Origin of the sequence: Corynebacterium limaceinasi, from assembly GCF_046717465.1 — a bacterium.
Taxonomy (GTDB): Bacteria; Actinomycetota; Actinomycetes; order Mycobacteriales; family Mycobacteriaceae; genus Corynebacterium.
In genome coordinates this window covers 293976-309500 of record NZ_CP177100.1, presented here as the reverse complement: position 1 = coordinate 309500, position 15525 = coordinate 293976, and the positions used below count along the sequence as shown (strand labels likewise).

The 15525-nt window shown below is 65.0% G+C and carries 15 protein-coding genes; 2 read left to right on the top strand and 13 right to left on the bottom strand.

All coding sequences use genetic code 11. From position 1 onward, the window contains the following. Positions 1-4: 4 nt before the first annotated feature. From ACLI1Q_RS01540 to hemL, 4 genes are read right to left on the bottom strand one after another with little or no spacing between them, the layout of a single operon-like run. Positions 5-808, bottom strand: a complete 804-nt coding sequence (locus ACLI1Q_RS01540; RefSeq protein WP_239268810.1) for a cytochrome c biogenesis CcdA family protein — start codon at positions 806-808, stop codon at positions 5-7. After that, the gene (locus tag ACLI1Q_RS01535; RefSeq protein ID WP_239268812.1) at positions 809-1426 is read right to left on the bottom strand and encodes a TlpA disulfide reductase family protein; all 618 of its coding nucleotides are present in this window, start codon (positions 1424-1426) and stop codon (positions 809-811) included. It lies immediately after the preceding gene. Further along, the gene (locus ACLI1Q_RS01530) at positions 1426-2034 is read right to left on the bottom strand and encodes a histidine phosphatase family protein (RefSeq protein WP_239268816.1); all 609 of its coding nucleotides are present in this window, start codon (positions 2032-2034) and stop codon (positions 1426-1428) included. The genes ACLI1Q_RS01535 and ACLI1Q_RS01530 overlap by 1 nt, the downstream gene beginning before the upstream one ends. A gap of 36 nt (positions 2035-2070) precedes the next feature. Next, positions 2071-3381: a glutamate-1-semialdehyde 2,1-aminomutase gene (hemL, locus tag ACLI1Q_RS01525; RefSeq protein ID WP_411697039.1), complete on the bottom strand. Its 1311-nt coding sequence runs from the start codon at positions 3379-3381 to the stop codon at positions 2071-2073. A gap of 136 nt (positions 3382-3517) precedes the next feature. Here hemL and ACLI1Q_RS01520 point away from each other — a divergent pair, with 136 nt between their 5' ends. Continuing rightward, positions 3518-4357, top strand: coding sequence for an NAD(P)-dependent oxidoreductase (locus ACLI1Q_RS01520; RefSeq protein WP_411697038.1), 840 nt, complete (start codon positions 3518-3520; stop codon positions 4355-4357). Positions 4358-4472: 115 nt separating this feature from the next. Beyond that, positions 4473-5513: an HNH endonuclease signature motif containing protein gene (locus tag ACLI1Q_RS01515; protein WP_284772084.1), complete on the top strand. Its 1041-nt coding sequence runs from the start codon at positions 4473-4475 to the stop codon at positions 5511-5513. A 350-nt stretch (positions 5514-5863) separates the two neighbouring features. Here ACLI1Q_RS01515 and ACLI1Q_RS01510 read toward each other — a convergent pair whose 3' ends face one another. The 9 genes from ACLI1Q_RS01510 to ACLI1Q_RS01470 all read right to left on the bottom strand — a co-directional run bounded on the left by ACLI1Q_RS01510 (position 5864) and on the right by ACLI1Q_RS01470 (position 15518). Then, the gene (locus ACLI1Q_RS01510; protein ID WP_284772083.1) at positions 5864-7246 is read right to left on the bottom strand and encodes a protoporphyrinogen oxidase; all 1383 of its coding nucleotides are present in this window, start codon (positions 7244-7246) and stop codon (positions 5864-5866) included. Further along, positions 7247-8281: a uroporphyrinogen decarboxylase gene (gene hemE / locus ACLI1Q_RS01505; RefSeq protein WP_284772082.1), complete on the bottom strand. Its 1035-nt coding sequence runs from the start codon at positions 8279-8281 to the stop codon at positions 7247-7249. A 51-nt stretch (positions 8282-8332) separates the two neighbouring features. Next, positions 8333-8887 (bottom strand): tellurium resistance protein TerC, encoded by a 555-nt coding sequence (locus ACLI1Q_RS01500; protein WP_284772081.1) that lies wholly within the window; start codon positions 8885-8887, stop codon positions 8333-8335. Beyond that, positions 8884-10062 carry a hypothetical protein gene (locus tag ACLI1Q_RS01495; RefSeq protein WP_284772080.1) on the bottom strand — a complete coding sequence of 393 codons (1179 nt, stop codon included), beginning with the start codon at positions 10060-10062 and terminating at the stop codon, positions 8884-8886. The genes ACLI1Q_RS01500 and ACLI1Q_RS01495 overlap by 4 nt, the downstream gene beginning before the upstream one ends. A 9-nt stretch (positions 10063-10071) precedes the next feature. Next, positions 10072-11055, bottom strand: coding sequence for a porphobilinogen synthase (gene hemB, locus ACLI1Q_RS01490; protein WP_284772079.1), 984 nt, complete (start codon positions 11053-11055; stop codon positions 10072-10074). Positions 11056-11084: 29 nt separating this feature from the next. After that, entirely contained in the window at positions 11085-12806 is a 1722-nt protein-coding gene (locus tag ACLI1Q_RS01485) for a uroporphyrinogen-III synthase (protein ID WP_284772078.1), read from the bottom strand. A 164-nt stretch (positions 12807-12970) separates the two neighbouring features. Next, entirely contained in the window at positions 12971-13867 is an 897-nt protein-coding gene (hemC, locus tag ACLI1Q_RS01480; RefSeq protein WP_284772077.1) for a hydroxymethylbilane synthase, read from the bottom strand. Next, positions 13868-15202, bottom strand: a complete 1335-nt coding sequence (locus tag ACLI1Q_RS01475; protein WP_284772076.1) for a glutamyl-tRNA reductase — start codon at positions 15200-15202, stop codon at positions 13868-13870. Between the two features lie 76 nt (positions 15203-15278). After that, positions 15279-15518 (bottom strand): glutaredoxin family protein, encoded by a 240-nt coding sequence (locus ACLI1Q_RS01470; RefSeq protein ID WP_239268840.1) that lies wholly within the window; start codon positions 15516-15518, stop codon positions 15279-15281. Positions 15519-15525: the final 7 nt, after the last annotated feature.

The following is a 15525-nucleotide window of genomic DNA, read 5'->3' as shown; positions in this document are numbered from 1 at the left end:
TCTCCTAAATGAGGGTTGCGCCGTAGTCCACGGTCCATTTCTGGATATAGGAAATAAACTCGCCCCACAGGCCGGTAATCAGGGCAACGCCCACGAGGATCATCGCCACGCCGCCAATAATCTGAATGGTGCGCGAGTGCTTGCGGGCCCACGAGATGGTGCGCATCGCCCGGGCGGATCCCAGCGCCACCAGCAGGAACGGCAGGCCAAGGCCCAGGCAATAGCCCACGATGAGCAGGGCGCCGCGGGCGGCGGTCACGCCTTCGGTACCGGCGGAAATGGACACAATCGCCGCCAGCGTGGGTCCCAGGCACGGCGTCCAGCCCAGCGCGAACACGCCGCCCAAAAGTGGCGCGCCCAGCCACGTGGTCCAGCGCTTTGGCGCCAAGCGCGTGTCTTTCTGCAGCGCCGGAATCGCGCCCAGGAAAACCACGCCCATCAAGATGGTGACGCCGCCGCCCACGCGCATCAGCGTATCGGCGTTGAGCGTGAGCGCGGAAATCGCGCCAAAGACCGAGACCGTCGCCAGCACAAAGACCACGGTAAAGCCCAAGATGAACAGCGCTGCCGCCAGCACGACGGCCCATTGCCTGCGCTTGCCGACGCCCACCCCCAGCTTCTCGTCATAGCTCACCTCACCGCCAACCACGCTGGCGAGGTACGAGATATAGCCGGGCACCAGCGGGATGACGCAGGGGCTGGCAAAGCTGACGAGACCCGCCAGAGCCGCGGCGAGGATGCCGAGGATCAACGGGCCGGAGGTGGCAGCTTCGGCAAACTGGCCGCCGATATTTGCTGCGTAATCCATTTATTCCTTTTCTAACTTATCCACAACATCCATCACGTCATCGGTAGTGATGGACCGCAAGAAAACGGTAGCCGGACGGTGTTGTTTATCCAAGACGATCGTGGTCGGCACCACGGACGTAGGCACGCCGCCGAGCGCCGCGGCCGTCTTAAACGGCGGGTCATAGATGGAGGGGTACTCCAGCCCGTTATCGTCCAAGAAGTCATTGGATACCTGCGGGTTATAGTCGCGCACGTTGATGCCTAAGACGGTACCCAGGTCGCGTTTTTGCAGCTCTGCGTGCACTGCCTGCAGGTCATCGGCCTCAGCGCGGCACGGCGCGCACCACTGGCCCCAGGAATTCAAGACCACGACTTCACCCTCGTAGTCATCCAAGGAAATGGTCTTATTCGTATCGCGGACATCGGCGCCGCTGAAACTGCGCAGCGGTTTCCTATCGGCTTCCTCGTAGTGGATTTCCCGCTCCCCGCCCGGGGAGATGAATTCGAATTCGCCGCCGGTGGCCACCGCGTTCTGCGCGTTCTCGGCGTCCTGCGTGCAGGCGGTCAAGGTCAGGGCGGTTATAGAAAGCGCGGCTGCCACAACGCGCGTTGCCGCACGGGTGCGTGTACGTGCCATTAAATCTCCTGCGCCGGCGAGGAGTAGAAGATATCGGTGACCTGGTTATCCTCAAAAAGCAGCGAGGTTACCGAGGCCAACGCGCACTCGCGGTTCCACGGCGCATGCGGCAGGCGCTGGCCCAGCACCGTGCGCTGCACCATCACGATGGGCAGCTGGTGACTCACCAGCACGGCTTCATGCCCCTCCGCCGCGGTATGCGCGCGGTCGACCGCACCGAGCATGCGCTCGGCGATGCCCTCATACGCCTCACCCCACGACGGCTCCAGCGGGTTGACCATCTTCGGCCAGTGCCGCGGGTTCCACAGCGCCGAGCGCAAACCCTTGGTGCGCAGGCCCTCGAATTGGTTACCGGACTCGATGAGCGTCTTATCGACGTCCACATTTAGCCCCGTCACCTGCGCAATCGGCCGCGCCGTTTCCTGCGCGCGCTGCAGCGGCGAGGCCGCCAAATAGGTCACATCATGATCGCGGAAGCTTTCCGCCGTCCGCGCGGCCATGGAACGCCCGCGCGAGGATAGGTGATAGCCCGGGATGCGCCCGTACAGGATCTTGCCCGGGTTGTGTACCTCGCCATGGCGCACGAGGTGAACGATGGTGCGTGTCATGTCTCTCCTTATTGAGCAGGCCTAGTTACGCAGGCCTTATTGTGCGGGACGCGCTGCGGCCGCGGCCTTCGCGGCAGGCTTGAGGGCGGCATCGATGCGCTCGAAGTCGGCATCGCCAAGAGCATCAGAGACGAACCAGGTCTCGAACGCGCTCGGTGCCACGTAGATGCCGTTTTCAAGCAGCGCGTGGAAGAACGGGGCAAAGCGGAAGTTCTCCGCGGCCTGCATATCCGCGAAGTTGCGGCCCTCGCCCTCTGCGAAGCGAATGGAGAACATGGATGCCGCGCGCTGAATGTGGTGCGCCACGCCCTCGGCCTCCAGCGCGGAAGAAATCATCGCGCCGAGCTGGTCGGCCTTTTCTTGCAGGCGGGGGTAGAGGGATTCATCGGCAAGCTGCAGCGACTTCAGGCCCGAGGCCATCGCCACCGGGTTACCGGACAAGGTGCCCGCCTGGTAGACCGGACCATCCGGCGCCAGGTAGTCCATGACCTCGGCGCGACCGCCAAAGGCCGCAGCCGGCAGGCCACCGGAAACCACCTTGCCAAAGGTCACCAGGTCCGCCGCCACGCCATCGACGCCGTACCAGCCCTTATAGGAGGTGCGGAAGCCGGTCATAACCTCGTCGAGGATGAGCAGGGCGCCATCGGCATGCGCGATTTCCTTCAGCGCCGCGTTGAAACCCTCATTCGGAGCCACGGTGCCCATATTGCCGGCAGAGGCCTCCGCAATGATGCAGGCAATCTGCCCCTCGTTCTCCGCGAAGGCCTCGCGCACCGCATCCAGATCGTTATAAGGAACGACGATGGTGTCCTTCGCCGTCGCACCCGTCACGCCCGGCGAATCCGGCAGGCCGAACGTCGCCACGCCCGAGCCTGCCGATGCCAACAGCGCATCCACGTGCCCGTGGTAGCAACCCTCAAACTTCAGCACCTTCGCGCGGCCGGTGTAACCGCGGGCCAAACGCACCGCCGACATGGTCGCCTCCGTGCCGGAGTTAACCATGCGCACCTTATCGGCCGCAGTGCGCTTGACGATTTCCTTCGCCAGCAGCGCCTCACCCTCCGTCGGCGTGCCGAAGCTCAGCCCGCCGGTGGCAGCCTGCTGCACGGCCTCGACGATTTCCGGGTGCGCATTGCCGTGGATCATCGGGCCGTAGGAGCTCACGAGGTCGACGTACTCATTGCCGTCGACATCCCACAGGCGCGATCCCTCGCCCCGCTCAATCACGCGGGCCTGGCCGCCCACGGAGCCGAAAGCGCGCACCGGCGAGTTCACCCCGCCCGGGATGACTTTGGAGGAACGCTCGAACCACTGTTGCGACTGGGAAGTATTAGGCATGTCTGTCATTCTAGCGACTCGCGCGCCATACAAAAGTTTGACTGTGCATGTCGGTGGAATTCACAGCAACCCGCCAACGTTCCCTGAGGTTCCGTGATACGTCATAGAAAACGGCATTCACGCTGAGATGGCACACTGGGGAGGTATGAAGATCGCATTTTTAGGAACCGGACGCATGGGCACCGAGCTTGCCCGCCACCTACTCTCTGAGCACGAGCTGACGGTGTGGAACCGCACCGCCGAGCGCGCGCAACCCCTCGTGGACGAGGGCGCGGCGCGCGCCGATACCCCCGCCGCGGCCATCGAGGGCGCCGAGGTCATCATCACCTCCCTCTTCGGCCCCGACCAGATCCGCGAGGTGATCATCGAGCCGCAGCTTATCCCCGAGGGCATTACCTGGATCGACACTACGACGGTCTCGCCTGACGATGCCCGCGAGTTCGCCGCCGCCGTCGACTCCTACGTCCACTCCCCCGTCGTGGGCTCGCTGGGCCCGGCGCGCGAGGGCAACCTGGGCGTTTATGTTGGCACGCCCGACGATGACCGCCGCGAGGTCGCCCTCGGCCTTGCCGAGGCCTGGGCCGGCGAAGAGAAGCTGATTGGGGTGGAAACGGCGGCGACGGCGGCCATCGGCAAGCTGCTGGCCAACCTTGCCCTAGCCGTGACCGCCGAAGGCCTGCTCGAGGCCCTGCAGCTCGGCGAGTCCGAGGGTCTCGATTCCGAGGTAATCCTGCAGATGCTCGACATCACTGGCCTGTCGTTCATGTCCAATATGAAAGGCCCGTTCATCACCGGCGAGCGCAATACCGACCCCGGCGATTTCACCGTCGACGCCCTGGCCAAGGACGCCAAGCTCATGGAGAAGACCTCCGATAAGCCCCTGCCCACCGTGTCCGCCGCCATCGAGCGCTTCGCCGAGATGCAGGACATGGGCCACGGAAACCAGGACTTCTCATCCATCTTCGTTTTCCGCAATAAGGGCTAGTTATTCACATGTCGCGTCAACGAACCGCGGCTTTTTAGCGCCTTTGGGCCGAATTATCCACAGGCTGCGCCCGCGCGCCGCGCTTTAGTTGCGCTATCACCTTAAGCTGCGGGGCATGACAGCACTTCAGGCATACCTCGCGGCCCTGGCGCCCGGCATCGACATCGTCGCCGGGTGCGCAGGCATGTCCGCCCGCGAGCTGCGCGCGGCCGGTGCGCCGAATCGGACGGCGCGCACGCTGCTCACGCTTGCCGATGCCTTCTTCTCCCCCACCTCCTTTTCCCGGCAACAACGCCGCGCCGTGGCCGCCGCCCGCGAACGCGCCCACGCGCTGCCAACGCTCGAGGTCATCGAGCGCTACGCCACGCGCGCCAAGACCAAGCGCCAGGCGTGGCAGCTGAGGGTGGAGCTCTGCCGCACCGCCGCGGATACCGATGAGATGGAAAAGCTCGCGCGCAAGAAGCTGCGTGAGATTAATCCGCCCACCCCGCCGCGCCCCGGCGTCCGCATTCGCCGCCGCAAGGATGCGCCGTGGACGCTCGCGATTACTGGGCCCTCCGCCCTCATCGCTGACTTGGAGTCCAACCTGGACGAAGATGCGCCCTTAGACTCCGTCGCGGGCCTTTTCTCCGGCTCCGCCGCCCCGCGCCCCACGGTGACGACCAATGCGATCATCACGCTCGACGAGCTCGACCGCATCATCGATGGTGACGGCGAAGAAATCACCATCCAGCTCACCAACGGGGCGCGGCTGACCGGCGCCGAATTGGTCGCGCGCACCCTTTCCGAGCGCGGCCTTATCACCCTCGTGCATCCCTTCGAGGGCGCGGTGAACCTCTACCGCACCGAGCGCATGGCCAACGAGAAGCAGCGGCTCATGGCCGCCGCTGAAAACCCCGTCTGCCCGTGGCCGCGGTGCAACTATCCCGCGGATAAGTGCCAAATCCACCACCTCGAAGCCTGGCAGCACGGCGGCGATACCAATATGGCCAACCTCGCGGCCTGCTGCCCGTACCACAACGGCGTCAACGACGATGACCCGAATGCCCCACCTCGCCGCGGTCGCCTCACCCGCAGGCGCGGGCGGGTGGTGTGGCAACCGCCCTGGGCCGATGCCGTGCCCGATGCCGTGCCCGGCCCCAGCGCCGGAACCTAGTATTCGCACCTAGCGCCCAGGTCCCGCCGCCATTCTTGGGAGAGGGACAGGTCCTCGCACATGCCAATTATCTGCGCGCATGTCAGGTTTCCGCACGCGCGGAATCGGCCGCAAACGCCTGTTCAGGCAGCAGTAACCCTGCTGCCTGTTTAGGCATGCCCAAAACCGTCGCGCTCCAGCTCCGGACCGCGACACGGTTCAGGCGCGGGACCGCCGGCGATTCTTAACTACCGGCAGCGCCAGCCACCAACTTCGCTAGGTGCGACCGGCACCAGTTGCAGCCGGCGCTAGTTGCAGCCGAGGCCAGCTTCTGATGCTCGATGCGGGTCCCAGCCGCCCAGCCACGCGAGCTAGCTGCCAGCGATGCGGGCGGCGGCAGCGCGCGCATCCGCGATGACCGCAGGCACGCCCACGCCGCCGGCCCAGGCACCCGTGACGTCGACGCCTGGGGACTGGGATAAGGCATCGCGCACGGCGGCCACGGTGTCGAGGTGGGTGGAATCAAAGCGGGGCAGGCCGCCGAACCAGCGCTGTGTGAAGATTTCGGCAACGCCAGCCGCGCGGCCGTCGAAGCCGGTCAGGTGCTGCAGGTCATCGAGGGCGTAGTCCACGAGGTCGTCTTCCTCGGCGCGGACGATGGCGTCGTCGCCGAACCGGCCGAACGAGGCGCGCACCAACGCTCCGCCGCGCTCTGCCAGGTGGGGCCACTTGCGCGATGACAACGTAAACGCCTTTGCATGCACGTCATCTTGGTCGGTGGCGACGAGGATGCCGGAGTTTTGCGGCAGCGCGGTGCCGGAGGGATCGGTGTCGGATTCGAATTTGAGGCCCACGACTGCCGATGCCGCCAGCTTCACCCCCTTCAACCGCGTCGCCGCATCCGGAGCCACCTTGGGCAGCAGACGCGCGGCGGTCGGTGCTGGTGTAGCTACCAGCACGCGGTCGAAGGGCGCGGTATCGCCCGGCGCGCCGGTCAGGTGGAACTTATCGCCATTGCGCGTGATGCCAGAAATGAACGTGTCAACGAAAATCTTCGCGTCGGATTTTTCCGCCAGGGTCTCGTAAACCTCGGCGTAGCCACCGCGGAAGGTCTGGAAAACGGGCCCGGAACCGCTGGGGTTATCCGCACGGGCTTCCTCAAGGGAGCGCACGGCCGCAGAAAGGGTGACGGGGTGGGAGGCGGCGAGGGAATCGAGGGCATCGGCAAGCGTGGGGATGGTGGCGCGCAGGCCCAGGTCATCGGCGGTGCATGAGTACACCCCGCCCAGCAGCGCGGAAACCACGCGGTCCACCAGGTCGCCGCCGTATTGTTGACGCACCAACTCACCGACCGAAACGTCGCCGCCCACGGTCCACTCGAAGGGCTGCTCGTTATCGATGCGCCGCGCCGTCTCCTCCGAAACCAGGTGCGCGACCGGCGCGGAATGCGACGGAATGCCCATCACCCCGCCCTGCGGCAGGGCCTTGAGCTCCCCGCTGTAGACCAGCGAGCGCAAACCTGACGGGTCAACTAAACTGCCGGCAAGGCCGAGGGAGTGGAAGAACTCCACCGCATCGCGCCGCCGGGCGAGGAAGGCCTCGGCGCCCATGTCGGTGGGGCCGTCATTAAACGGCACGGAATACAGCTTGCCGCCAATGCGCCCGGCGGCCTCGAAAACCTCGACGTCGTGATCACGCAGTTCGTAGGCGGCGGTAAGGCCGGCGAGGCCGGCACCGATGATGGCAATACGCATTTAGCCCTCCTCGTGAATGATGGATACGGCGCGGGTGATGGCCTCCGCGTCGGTGGTGGGCAGCACCCCGTGCCCAAGGTTCCAGATGTGGGTGTCGATATCGCCGCGCTGCTGGGCGCGCTCCACCTCGCCGCGGATGGTGCGCACGGCCTGGCGCACGGCATCGTCGCCGGCAAAAAGCAGCGCCGGGTCGAGGTTGCCCTGCAGCACGCGCGAGTTCACGCGCTGGGCGGCGGCGTCCATGGCCACGCGGTAGTCCACGCCCATGACCTCGGAGCCGGCTTCGGACATCGCCTGTAGCAGCTCCCCGGTGCCCACGCCGAAGTGGATGCGCGGAATATCGACGCTGGCGAGGATTTCCTGCGAATATGGCAGCACGAACTCGCGGTAGTCACGCTCGTTGAGGTAGCCGGCCCAGGAATCGAAAAGCTGCATGGCGTCGATGCCGGCATCGACCTGCACCCGCAGGAAATTAATGATGGTGGGCACGAGCCGGCGCATGAGCATGTGCCACGTCTCGGGCTCGGCGTGCATGAGCGCCTTGGTGCGCTCGTGGTTCTTGGACGGCCCGCCCTCAATGAGGTAGCTGGCCAGGGTAAATGGCGCGCCGACGAACCCGATGAGCGCTTGGGTCTCGGTAAGCTCGCCGAGGATGCCCGCAATGCCTTGGGCGACTTCGGGCACGTCGGTATCAAGGATAGGCAGCTTGCCGATGTCCCCCTTCTCCCTCACCGCCTTCTCCATCACCGGCCCGCGGCCGGGCACGATGTCGACGTTGACGCCGGCGGCCTTGAGCGGGACGACGATATCGGAGAAGAGGATGGCCGCGTCCACGTCGTGGCGGCGCACCGGTTGCAGGGTGATTTCTGCGAGGAGTTCCGGCATGAAGCAAGAGTCCAGCATGCTGATGCCCTCGCGGGCGGCGCGGTACTCCGGCAGGGAGCGACCAGCTTGACGCATCAACCACACTGGCGGGCGGGAGGGGGTGCGGCCGAGGGCGGCATCGATAATGGGGGCGCGGTTAAGTCGAGACATACCCCTCATTATGAATCAAAAGTTGGAGCAGGGGCTAATTTGCCGCGCACGTCAGTCGCGCCCGTGGAGGCTGCGGTGGGCGATAAACCGGTTGGACTGGGGCCGGAAGAGCAGAACCACCGCGATTAGCAGCGTCACGGCGATAATCAGCAGGCCAAGCCCGCCAATGCCAAGCGCTAGGGCCGCGATATTGAAGAAGAGGGCAATCGCAATGACGACGGAGATAATACGGCGCGCCCACTTCGATCCGTTGGCGAGTTGCGCGGAAAAGAGCGCCAGAAGGATCGCGCCGATGATATTAAATACCGAGACGAATAGGCGGTTCGACCGCACGTACTCGGCGATGCGCGAATCCGAAGGCTCCATCTGCTCGCCGCCTCCGCCGAAGATGCCGACCATGCCGCTGACCAGCATGATGACGGCTGCAACAACGAGAACCCAATACGCCCACTGGAGCGGGCGCGGCCACACGGACAAGTCTTGATCCTGGGTGGTGTGCTGCACAGGGCGGTTATAGTCACGGGGCCCCGGGCGATGATTCTTATCCGCAGAACCGCCGTTCCGATCATCATCGCGCCGGCCGTGGCCGGGGAACATGCTGGTCATCGGTTGGCCTTGTGGTCATCGCCCCTGTTTTGGGAGCCGGAATTCCGCGGAGGCTGATTGCGACCGACTTTATCTTTGGGGTCCTTTTGCTTGGCGTCCTTCTCTTGGGCGTCTTTCTCCTTGGCCTCCTGCTTTTCGCGCTTCTCGCGCTCTTTATCCCGGCGCGCCTGTTCGAGTTCCTTTTCCAGCTCGCGCATTTGCTCCAGCTCGCCGGTGTAGTCGAGGGTCTCGGGCTTTATGGAGAAAATAAGACCTAATACGGCGGCGACGCCGACCAGGATTTGCACCATGCCGTCGGAGGCGAAGAGCCAGTCGGGGACGTCGGCACCCGCGGGCGTGACCATGAAGGTCAGCAGGATGCGGAAGCCAAAGTAAATGGAAAAGGCGAACCAGATGCGGCGCGAGGTGCCCGCGCGTTTTGATGGCCCCGCCAGCGACTTCAGCAAAAACAGCAGCAGCACCAGCACGCCGACGGCAATGGCAGCCGACAGCGCCACCGATCCATAGGCGGCCATTTCGATAAAGGAATCCGATACTTCCTCGCCGTCTTCGCCACCCGAGGTGCTTTCGACCATTTGCTTGGCCTGCGCCATGAGCACATCGTGGTTGAGCAGGGTCAGCACCACGTTGAGGATCTGGTGAACTGTCTCGCCGACGACGACGCCCAGCCATAGCCACAGCATGTAGACCACGGTCTCGGGGCGCTTGGAACCGCCCTTCGCGTCCTTGCCGCCCTGCCGGCCGCCGCCAGTTTGATTCGGACTCGGCTTCCCCTGCTGGCCGCGCGGTTTGCCGGGCTCCGGCTTGGGCCGCGATTCTCGTTGAGGCTCACGCTGCTTATCGCGCTGCGGCCCCGGGGTTCCGGGTTGTTGCCCCTGCTGGCCACGCGGATCCCCGGGCTGTGCCCCTGGAGCGCCCGGTTGCGGCTCCTGTTGACCGTGCTGTGGTCGCGGGTCGCCTGGCTGTGGGCCTGGGTTGCCCGGCTGTGGCTCCTTCTTGCCTAGCAGATCTCCAGGCTGCGCCCCCGGGTCACCCGGTTGTGGGCTCGGGGTGCCGGGGTGCGGCTCCTGCTGGCCGCGCGGGTCGCCCGGCTGCTGCGGCCCCAGGTCTCCCGGCTGCTGCGGCGAAGGCGGCGAAGCGGGCGGCGGCGTCGGACGAGAAGAAGGCTGTGTCACAAAAATCCTTTACTTGAGCAGGCGTGCGGCTTCGGTGGCGAAGTACGTCAGGATCTGGTCGGCACCGGCACGCTTGAAGGCGGTAAGAGACTCGAGCATGATGGCCTCGCCATCGACCCAGCCGTTGGCGGCGCCGGCCTTGATCATCGCGTACTCGCCAGAGACTTGGTACACGGCGACGGGTACCGAGGAAGTCTCCGCGATTGCGGACAAGACATCCAAATACGGCAAGCCCGGCTTGACCATGACGAAGTCGGCGCCCTCCTCGATATCGAGCTCGGCCTCCAGCAGGGATTCGCGGAAGTTGCGCGGGTCTTGCTGGTAGGTGCGGCGGTCTCCCTCAAGGGAGGAACCGACGGCCTCGCGGAACGGTCCGAAGAAGGCGGAGGCGTACTTCGCGGAGTAGGCCATGATGGAGACGTCGTCGCGCCCGGCCTCATCGAGATCGGCGCGGATGGCGGCAACCTGGCCGTCCATCATGCCAGACGGCGAAATGATCTGAGCGCCGGCTTCGGCCTGGGAGCGGGCCATCTTTTGGTAGAGCTGGACGGATTCATCGTTAAGCACGCGGCCCTGGTCATCGAGGACACCGCAGTGCCCGTGCGAGGTGAACTCGTCGAGGCAGGTATCGGCCATGATGATGAGGTCATCGCCAAATTCCTCGCGCAGGGCGGCGATGCCGCGGTTCAAAATGCCGTCGGGATTCCAGGCCACGGAGCCGGTGGCGTCCTTGTCCTTGTCCAGCGGCACGCCGAACAGATCCACGCAGGTAACCCCGGCCTCGAGGGCCTCCTCGGTCGCGCGGCGCAGCGAGTCAAAAGTGTGCTGGTACACGCCGGGCATGGAAGAAATCTCATTCGGCTCATCGAGGCCGTCTGCGATAAACATCGGCAGAATTAAGTCCGATGGACGCAGCGTGGTTTCGGCGACGAGGTTGCGCATCTGCGGCGTGGAGCGCAGGCGACGGGGGCGGCGGGCAGGAAATGAGCTCATTGGGTACTCCTTAGAGCGAGACTAAAAACTTACGCCTTCTCGACCTTAGTAGTCTTCTTGCGAGCGCGACGCTTCTTGCGGGGCGCGGGCAGGTTACCGGCGGCGCGGAGGGCGGCGACGTGGCTGGCGAGGGCATCGACAAGCGCGGGCACGTCCGCAACATCCGGCACGACATCAACGCGCAGGCCCAGCTCTTCTGCTGCTGCGCTTGCCGATGGCCCGATGCACGCAATGATCGTCCGTTGGTGCGGCTTGCCGGCGATGCCCACCAGGTTGCGCACGGTGGAACCGGAGGTAAAGGCCACGGCGTCGAAGCCGCCGGTCTTGATCATGTCGCGGATTTCTGCCGAGGGCGGGGCGGCGCGCACGGTGCGGTAGGCCACGACGTCGTCGACGTCCCACTGGAGGGCTTGGAGGCCATCGACAAGCGTATCGGCGGCGATATCGGTGCGCGGCAGGAGAACGCGGCTGACGGCGTCGATGTCCTCGACGTAATTGGGAAAAACCTCGAGCAGCCCTTCGGCGTTTTGCTTCTTCTTGTGCGGCAAAAGCTCCGGCACCATGCCCTTGGCGCGGATGGCATCGGCGGTCTTGGTGCCCACGGCGGCAAGATGCACGCCGGCAAAATCGCGCGCATCCAGGCCGAGCTGGGAAATCTTATCCCACACGGCGGTCACGGCGTTGACGGAGGTAAAGACGATCCACTTGTAGCGGCCCTCGACGATGCCCTTGATGGCGCGGTCCATCTGCGCCGGGTTGCGCGGCGGCTCGATGGAAATCGTCGGCACGTTCTGCGGGATGGCGCCGTAGCCGGCCAGGCGCGCGGACATGGGCCCGGCCTGTTCCTTGGTGCGCGGAACTAGCACGCGCCAACCGTAGAGCGGGCGGTTTTCCCACCACGAGTATTTGGTGCGGTCATCGATGCTGCGGCCGAGCGTCACCACCAGCGGGCCGGACAGGTCCGCGTCCAGCTTGGGGATGGTCCCCAGCGTCGTCTCGTACGTGCGCTGCAGACGCGTGGTGCCGTGGACGGTCACAAATGCCTCGGTTTCCGCCGGCATGCCGCGCTGCTGCAGCTCGGTGGAAATCTCCGCCAAGTCTTCCTTGGTGGCCTGCAAGACGATGGGCTGGGTGGCATTGGCGAGCGCGTCCCAGTCGGCGCCATCGGTGACATCGGCCTCTGTGTACGTCGAGCCCAAGGCTAGCCCGGCAAAAGACGGCACGGTTGAGGGCAGGGACATGCCCGGCACGACCTGGAACTCCAGGCCGGCGGAAGCCACGGCGTTGATCTCGGCCTTGATGGATTCGCGGTTGAGCGGGTTGCCGGTCACGAGGCGGATGACATCCTCGCCATCGGCCTCGGCAAGGCACTCGCGCAGCTGGCTCACGATGTCCTCGCCCGGTGCATAGATAACCGCGGCGGTCGGCGCCGGCGGGCGGGGCGGCTTGCGGCGCGCGCCCTTGGCCTTGGCATCGGCGCACATCTGCGCGTATTCCTCTTCCGCGGCGTCGAGCAGCTCTTGCGGGACGGGCAGCGCGGTGGCGACGGCATCGCGCACGCCCTGCATGACCTGCGGATCGGCCACGGCGATAGCGTTATTGGCCAGAACTTCGCGGGCGCGGACGGTCAGCAGGTCTGGGTTTCCCGGACCAGCGCCCACGAAGACGATCTTGCCCAACTGGGTGTCTGACACAGCATTGCTCATAAAGTTCTTTTCTAGATCTGGGCCCGCGGCACCGCACACGGACATGATCGCCTGCAGTGTTTCTCCCCGCGCCGTCGGTGGGTATCAAGGTCATAACGGCCAAAATCCCAGGCGCGACGTCCTGGGATGCCCTTAAAGGGGGCCGGGTATCATTGCAAAAAATGATCTATGGTATCTACACCTTAAATTATTAGCGCTTAAAGTAGAAATTACTGACCTAGCAGGTCGGCCGCGCCTTGGGCGAAAAGCTCATCAGAGACCCGCGTGCCCAACTCCGCCGCTTCCGCTGCGTCCATCGCAGCGCCGGAGGCGGTGGCGGTCAATTGGCGGGAACCATCCAGCGCAAAGACGCCGCCGCGCACCGTGAGTTGATCGCCGTTCCAGCGGGACGTAGCGGCCACGGGCGCGGTACAGCCCGCCTCGAGGCGGGCGAGAACGGCGCGCTCGGCAAGGGCGGCGGAGGTGGCTTGATAATCAACAATGGCGTCTAATGCCGCGGCCGCCTCGGTGCCGGCGGCGGCCTCGATGGCCAGTGCACCCTGGGCTGGGGCAGGCATGAATAATTCTGGATCGAAGATATCGCTCGCCCGATCCTCGTAGCCGCCGCGCAGCAGGCCGGCATAGGCCAGCACCACGGCATCAAGCTCGCCGTCGGTCACCTTGGACATGCGGGTATCGATATTGCCGCGCAGCGGGCGGATCTCCAGGTCCGGGCGCAAGGCGGCCAGCTGGGAGATGCGGCGCGGCGCCGAGGTTCCTACCCGCGCGCCCTCTGGCAGTTGCATCAAGGTCATCCCATCGCGGGCAACCAGCACCTCGCGGCTGTCCTGGCGCTGCGGGATGACCAGGCGGAAGCGGTCATCCTCGGCCGTGGGCAGGTCCTTGAAGGAATGCACGGCGATATCGCATTCGCCGCGGTACAGCGCCTCACGCAGCGCCTGGGTGAATACGCCCACGCCGATGCGCTCGACCGGGGCCATATTGGTATCGCCGGCGGTGGTGACGATGTGGAGTTCGGAATCGAATCCGGCATCGATAAGCCAATCGCGGACGTGTCCTGCCTGGGTGGTGGCGAGCTTGGAGCCACGGGTACCAATCTGGAACATTTACGCCTCCTTATTCAGCGTGGGCAATTCATTGACGGCCACGGCAACGCCGGAGCCTTCCAGCTGCAGGCCAAAGAGTTCCTGCAGGGCATTTTCGCTGCTAAAACTGCTATCCGATGCCGCCAGCTTCTTCGCCCGCACCGTCGGTTCATGCAGCAGCTTGTCGGCGACGCGCTTGAGGGCGCCTTGGACATCGGCAAGCTGCTTGCCCTCTAGCTCCGGGTGCTTTTGCTGCAGGCGAGCCGCCTCGCACTCCACGAGGTCCGCCGCGCGGCGGTGCAGGGCGCTGACAGCCGGCGCCACATCGCGCACGCGCTGGGCGGAGGTATAGGCGGCGAGCTCCTCATCCACGATGGCGCGGGCCTGCTCGTGCGGGTCCGTGCCAGCCGCAACATCGGTGGCGGCCGCAGACAGGGACTTGCTCAGGCGCTCGATATTCACCAAATCCACGTCATCGATTTTCGTTGCCGCGTCATCGATATCGCGTGGGAGGGAGAGGTCAATGAACATCAGCGGGTGCGCGGGCGGGATGTCGGCCGCGGTAATGGTAAAGCCCTCGGCGCCGGTGGCGGAGATGGCGAGGTCGACATCGGCAAGCGCGGTGGCGCGGTCCTGAAAGTCCACCACGCGGGTGCGCACGCCGGCCTCCTCAGCGTGGCCGGCGAGGCGCTCGGCGCGCTCGCGGGTGCGGTTGGCAATCACCAGCTCGCCGATGCCCAGCCGGCCCGCGTGGGTGGCCGCAAGCGAGGCCATCGCCCCGGCGCCGAGCACGAGCGCGGACTTGCCCTGCAGATCCTCCGCATTCAGGCGCTGCAGCGCCTGGTCAAAGGCGAAAGTCACCATTGAGACGCCGGCCTTATCGATCTCCGTCTCCGAGTGCACGCGCTTGCCGGCACGCAGCGCGGACTGCGCCAAGGCGTGGATGCGCGGGCCAACCGTGCCCTGCTCGGAGGCGGACTGGTAGGCAGAACGCACCTGACCGATGATCTGTTGCTCGCCCACCACCATCGAATCCAGGCCGGAGGTAACGGACATGAGGTGTTCCGCGGCGGCATCGGCATAGCGCACGTAAAGGTAATTGCGCAGCTCTTCCTCATCGACGTGGGAGACTTCCTGCAGCACCCGGATGACGTCCTGCACGCCGGTGTGGAAGGAATTGGTCACCGTATAGACCTCGAGGCGGTTACACGTGGAAATGATCATCGCCTCAGTAAGGGACTCGGTGTCAACCAACCGCCCGCAAGCGGAATGCTGCACCACATCGTCCATACTCAATTTTTCCAGCAACGCCACGGGTGCCGATTGGTGGGACATTCCCACAACGAGCACGCTCATGCTCCACACTCCTCAACCTTTTGATTGACCGCAATGGTTCCAAAGACTACCCCGCGTGGGCGCGGAACCCGAATCGTCAGCGCAGCTCCGCAGCCAACTCTTCGTTATCGACTTCCCAGCAGGCGAATTCTTCTCCGTCTATCACTACAACGGGAACGCGGTCACCGAATTCCATCTCGAGCTCGCGGCTATCTTCCACGTTGCGCACTTCCAGCTGGGCACCGGCCTCCTGGATAACGGGGGTAATCTGCTCTTTTACCCGTTTACAGGAACCGCAGGTGGGGCGCACCATGAGCTCAACTAGATGCTGGGACATAGGGGCG

Excerpts from the sequence above, each read along its gene's own strand:
- ACLI1Q_RS01520 (WP_411697038.1), top strand. The coding sequence starts at position 3,518 with ATGAAGATCGCATTTTTAGGAACCGGACGCATGGGCACCGAGCTTGCC.
- hemB (WP_284772079.1), bottom strand. The coding sequence starts at position 11,055 with ATGAGCTCATTTCCTGCCCGCCGCCCCCGTCGCCTGCGCTCCACGCCG.
- ACLI1Q_RS01485 (WP_284772078.1), bottom strand. The coding sequence starts at position 12,806 with ATGTCCGTGTGCGGTGCCGCGGGCCCAGATCTAGAAAAGAACTTTATG.
- ACLI1Q_RS01540 (WP_239268810.1), bottom strand. The coding sequence starts at position 808 with ATGGATTACGCAGCAAATATCGGCGGCCAGTTTGCCGAAGCTGCCACC.
- ACLI1Q_RS01500 (WP_284772081.1), bottom strand. The coding sequence starts at position 8,887 with ATGACCAGCATGTTCCCCGGCCACGGCCGGCGCGATGATGATCGGAAC.
- ACLI1Q_RS01535 (WP_239268812.1), bottom strand. The coding sequence starts at position 1,426 with ATGGCACGTACACGCACCCGTGCGGCAACGCGCGTTGTGGCAGCCGCG.
- hemE (WP_284772082.1), bottom strand. The coding sequence starts at position 8,281 with ATGTCTCGACTTAACCGCGCCCCCATTATCGATGCCGCCCTCGGCCGC.
- hemC (WP_284772077.1), bottom strand. The coding sequence starts at position 13,867 with ATGTTCCAGATTGGTACCCGTGGCTCCAAGCTCGCCACCACCCAGGCA.
- ACLI1Q_RS01470 (WP_239268840.1), bottom strand. The coding sequence starts at position 15,518 with ATGTCCCAGCATCTAGTTGAGCTCATGGTGCGCCCCACCTGCGGTTCC.
- ACLI1Q_RS01515 (WP_284772084.1), top strand. The coding sequence starts at position 4,473 with ATGACAGCACTTCAGGCATACCTCGCGGCCCTGGCGCCCGGCATCGAC.
- hemL (WP_411697039.1), bottom strand. The coding sequence starts at position 3,381 with ATGACAGACATGCCTAATACTTCCCAGTCGCAACAGTGGTTCGAGCGT.
- ACLI1Q_RS01510 (WP_284772083.1), bottom strand. The coding sequence starts at position 7,246 with ATGCGTATTGCCATCATCGGTGCCGGCCTCGCCGGCCTTACCGCCGCC.
- ACLI1Q_RS01530 (WP_239268816.1), bottom strand. The coding sequence starts at position 2,034 with ATGACACGCACCATCGTTCACCTCGTGCGCCATGGCGAGGTACACAAC.
- ACLI1Q_RS01475 (WP_284772076.1), bottom strand. The coding sequence starts at position 15,202 with ATGAGCGTGCTCGTTGTGGGAATGTCCCACCAATCGGCACCCGTGGCG.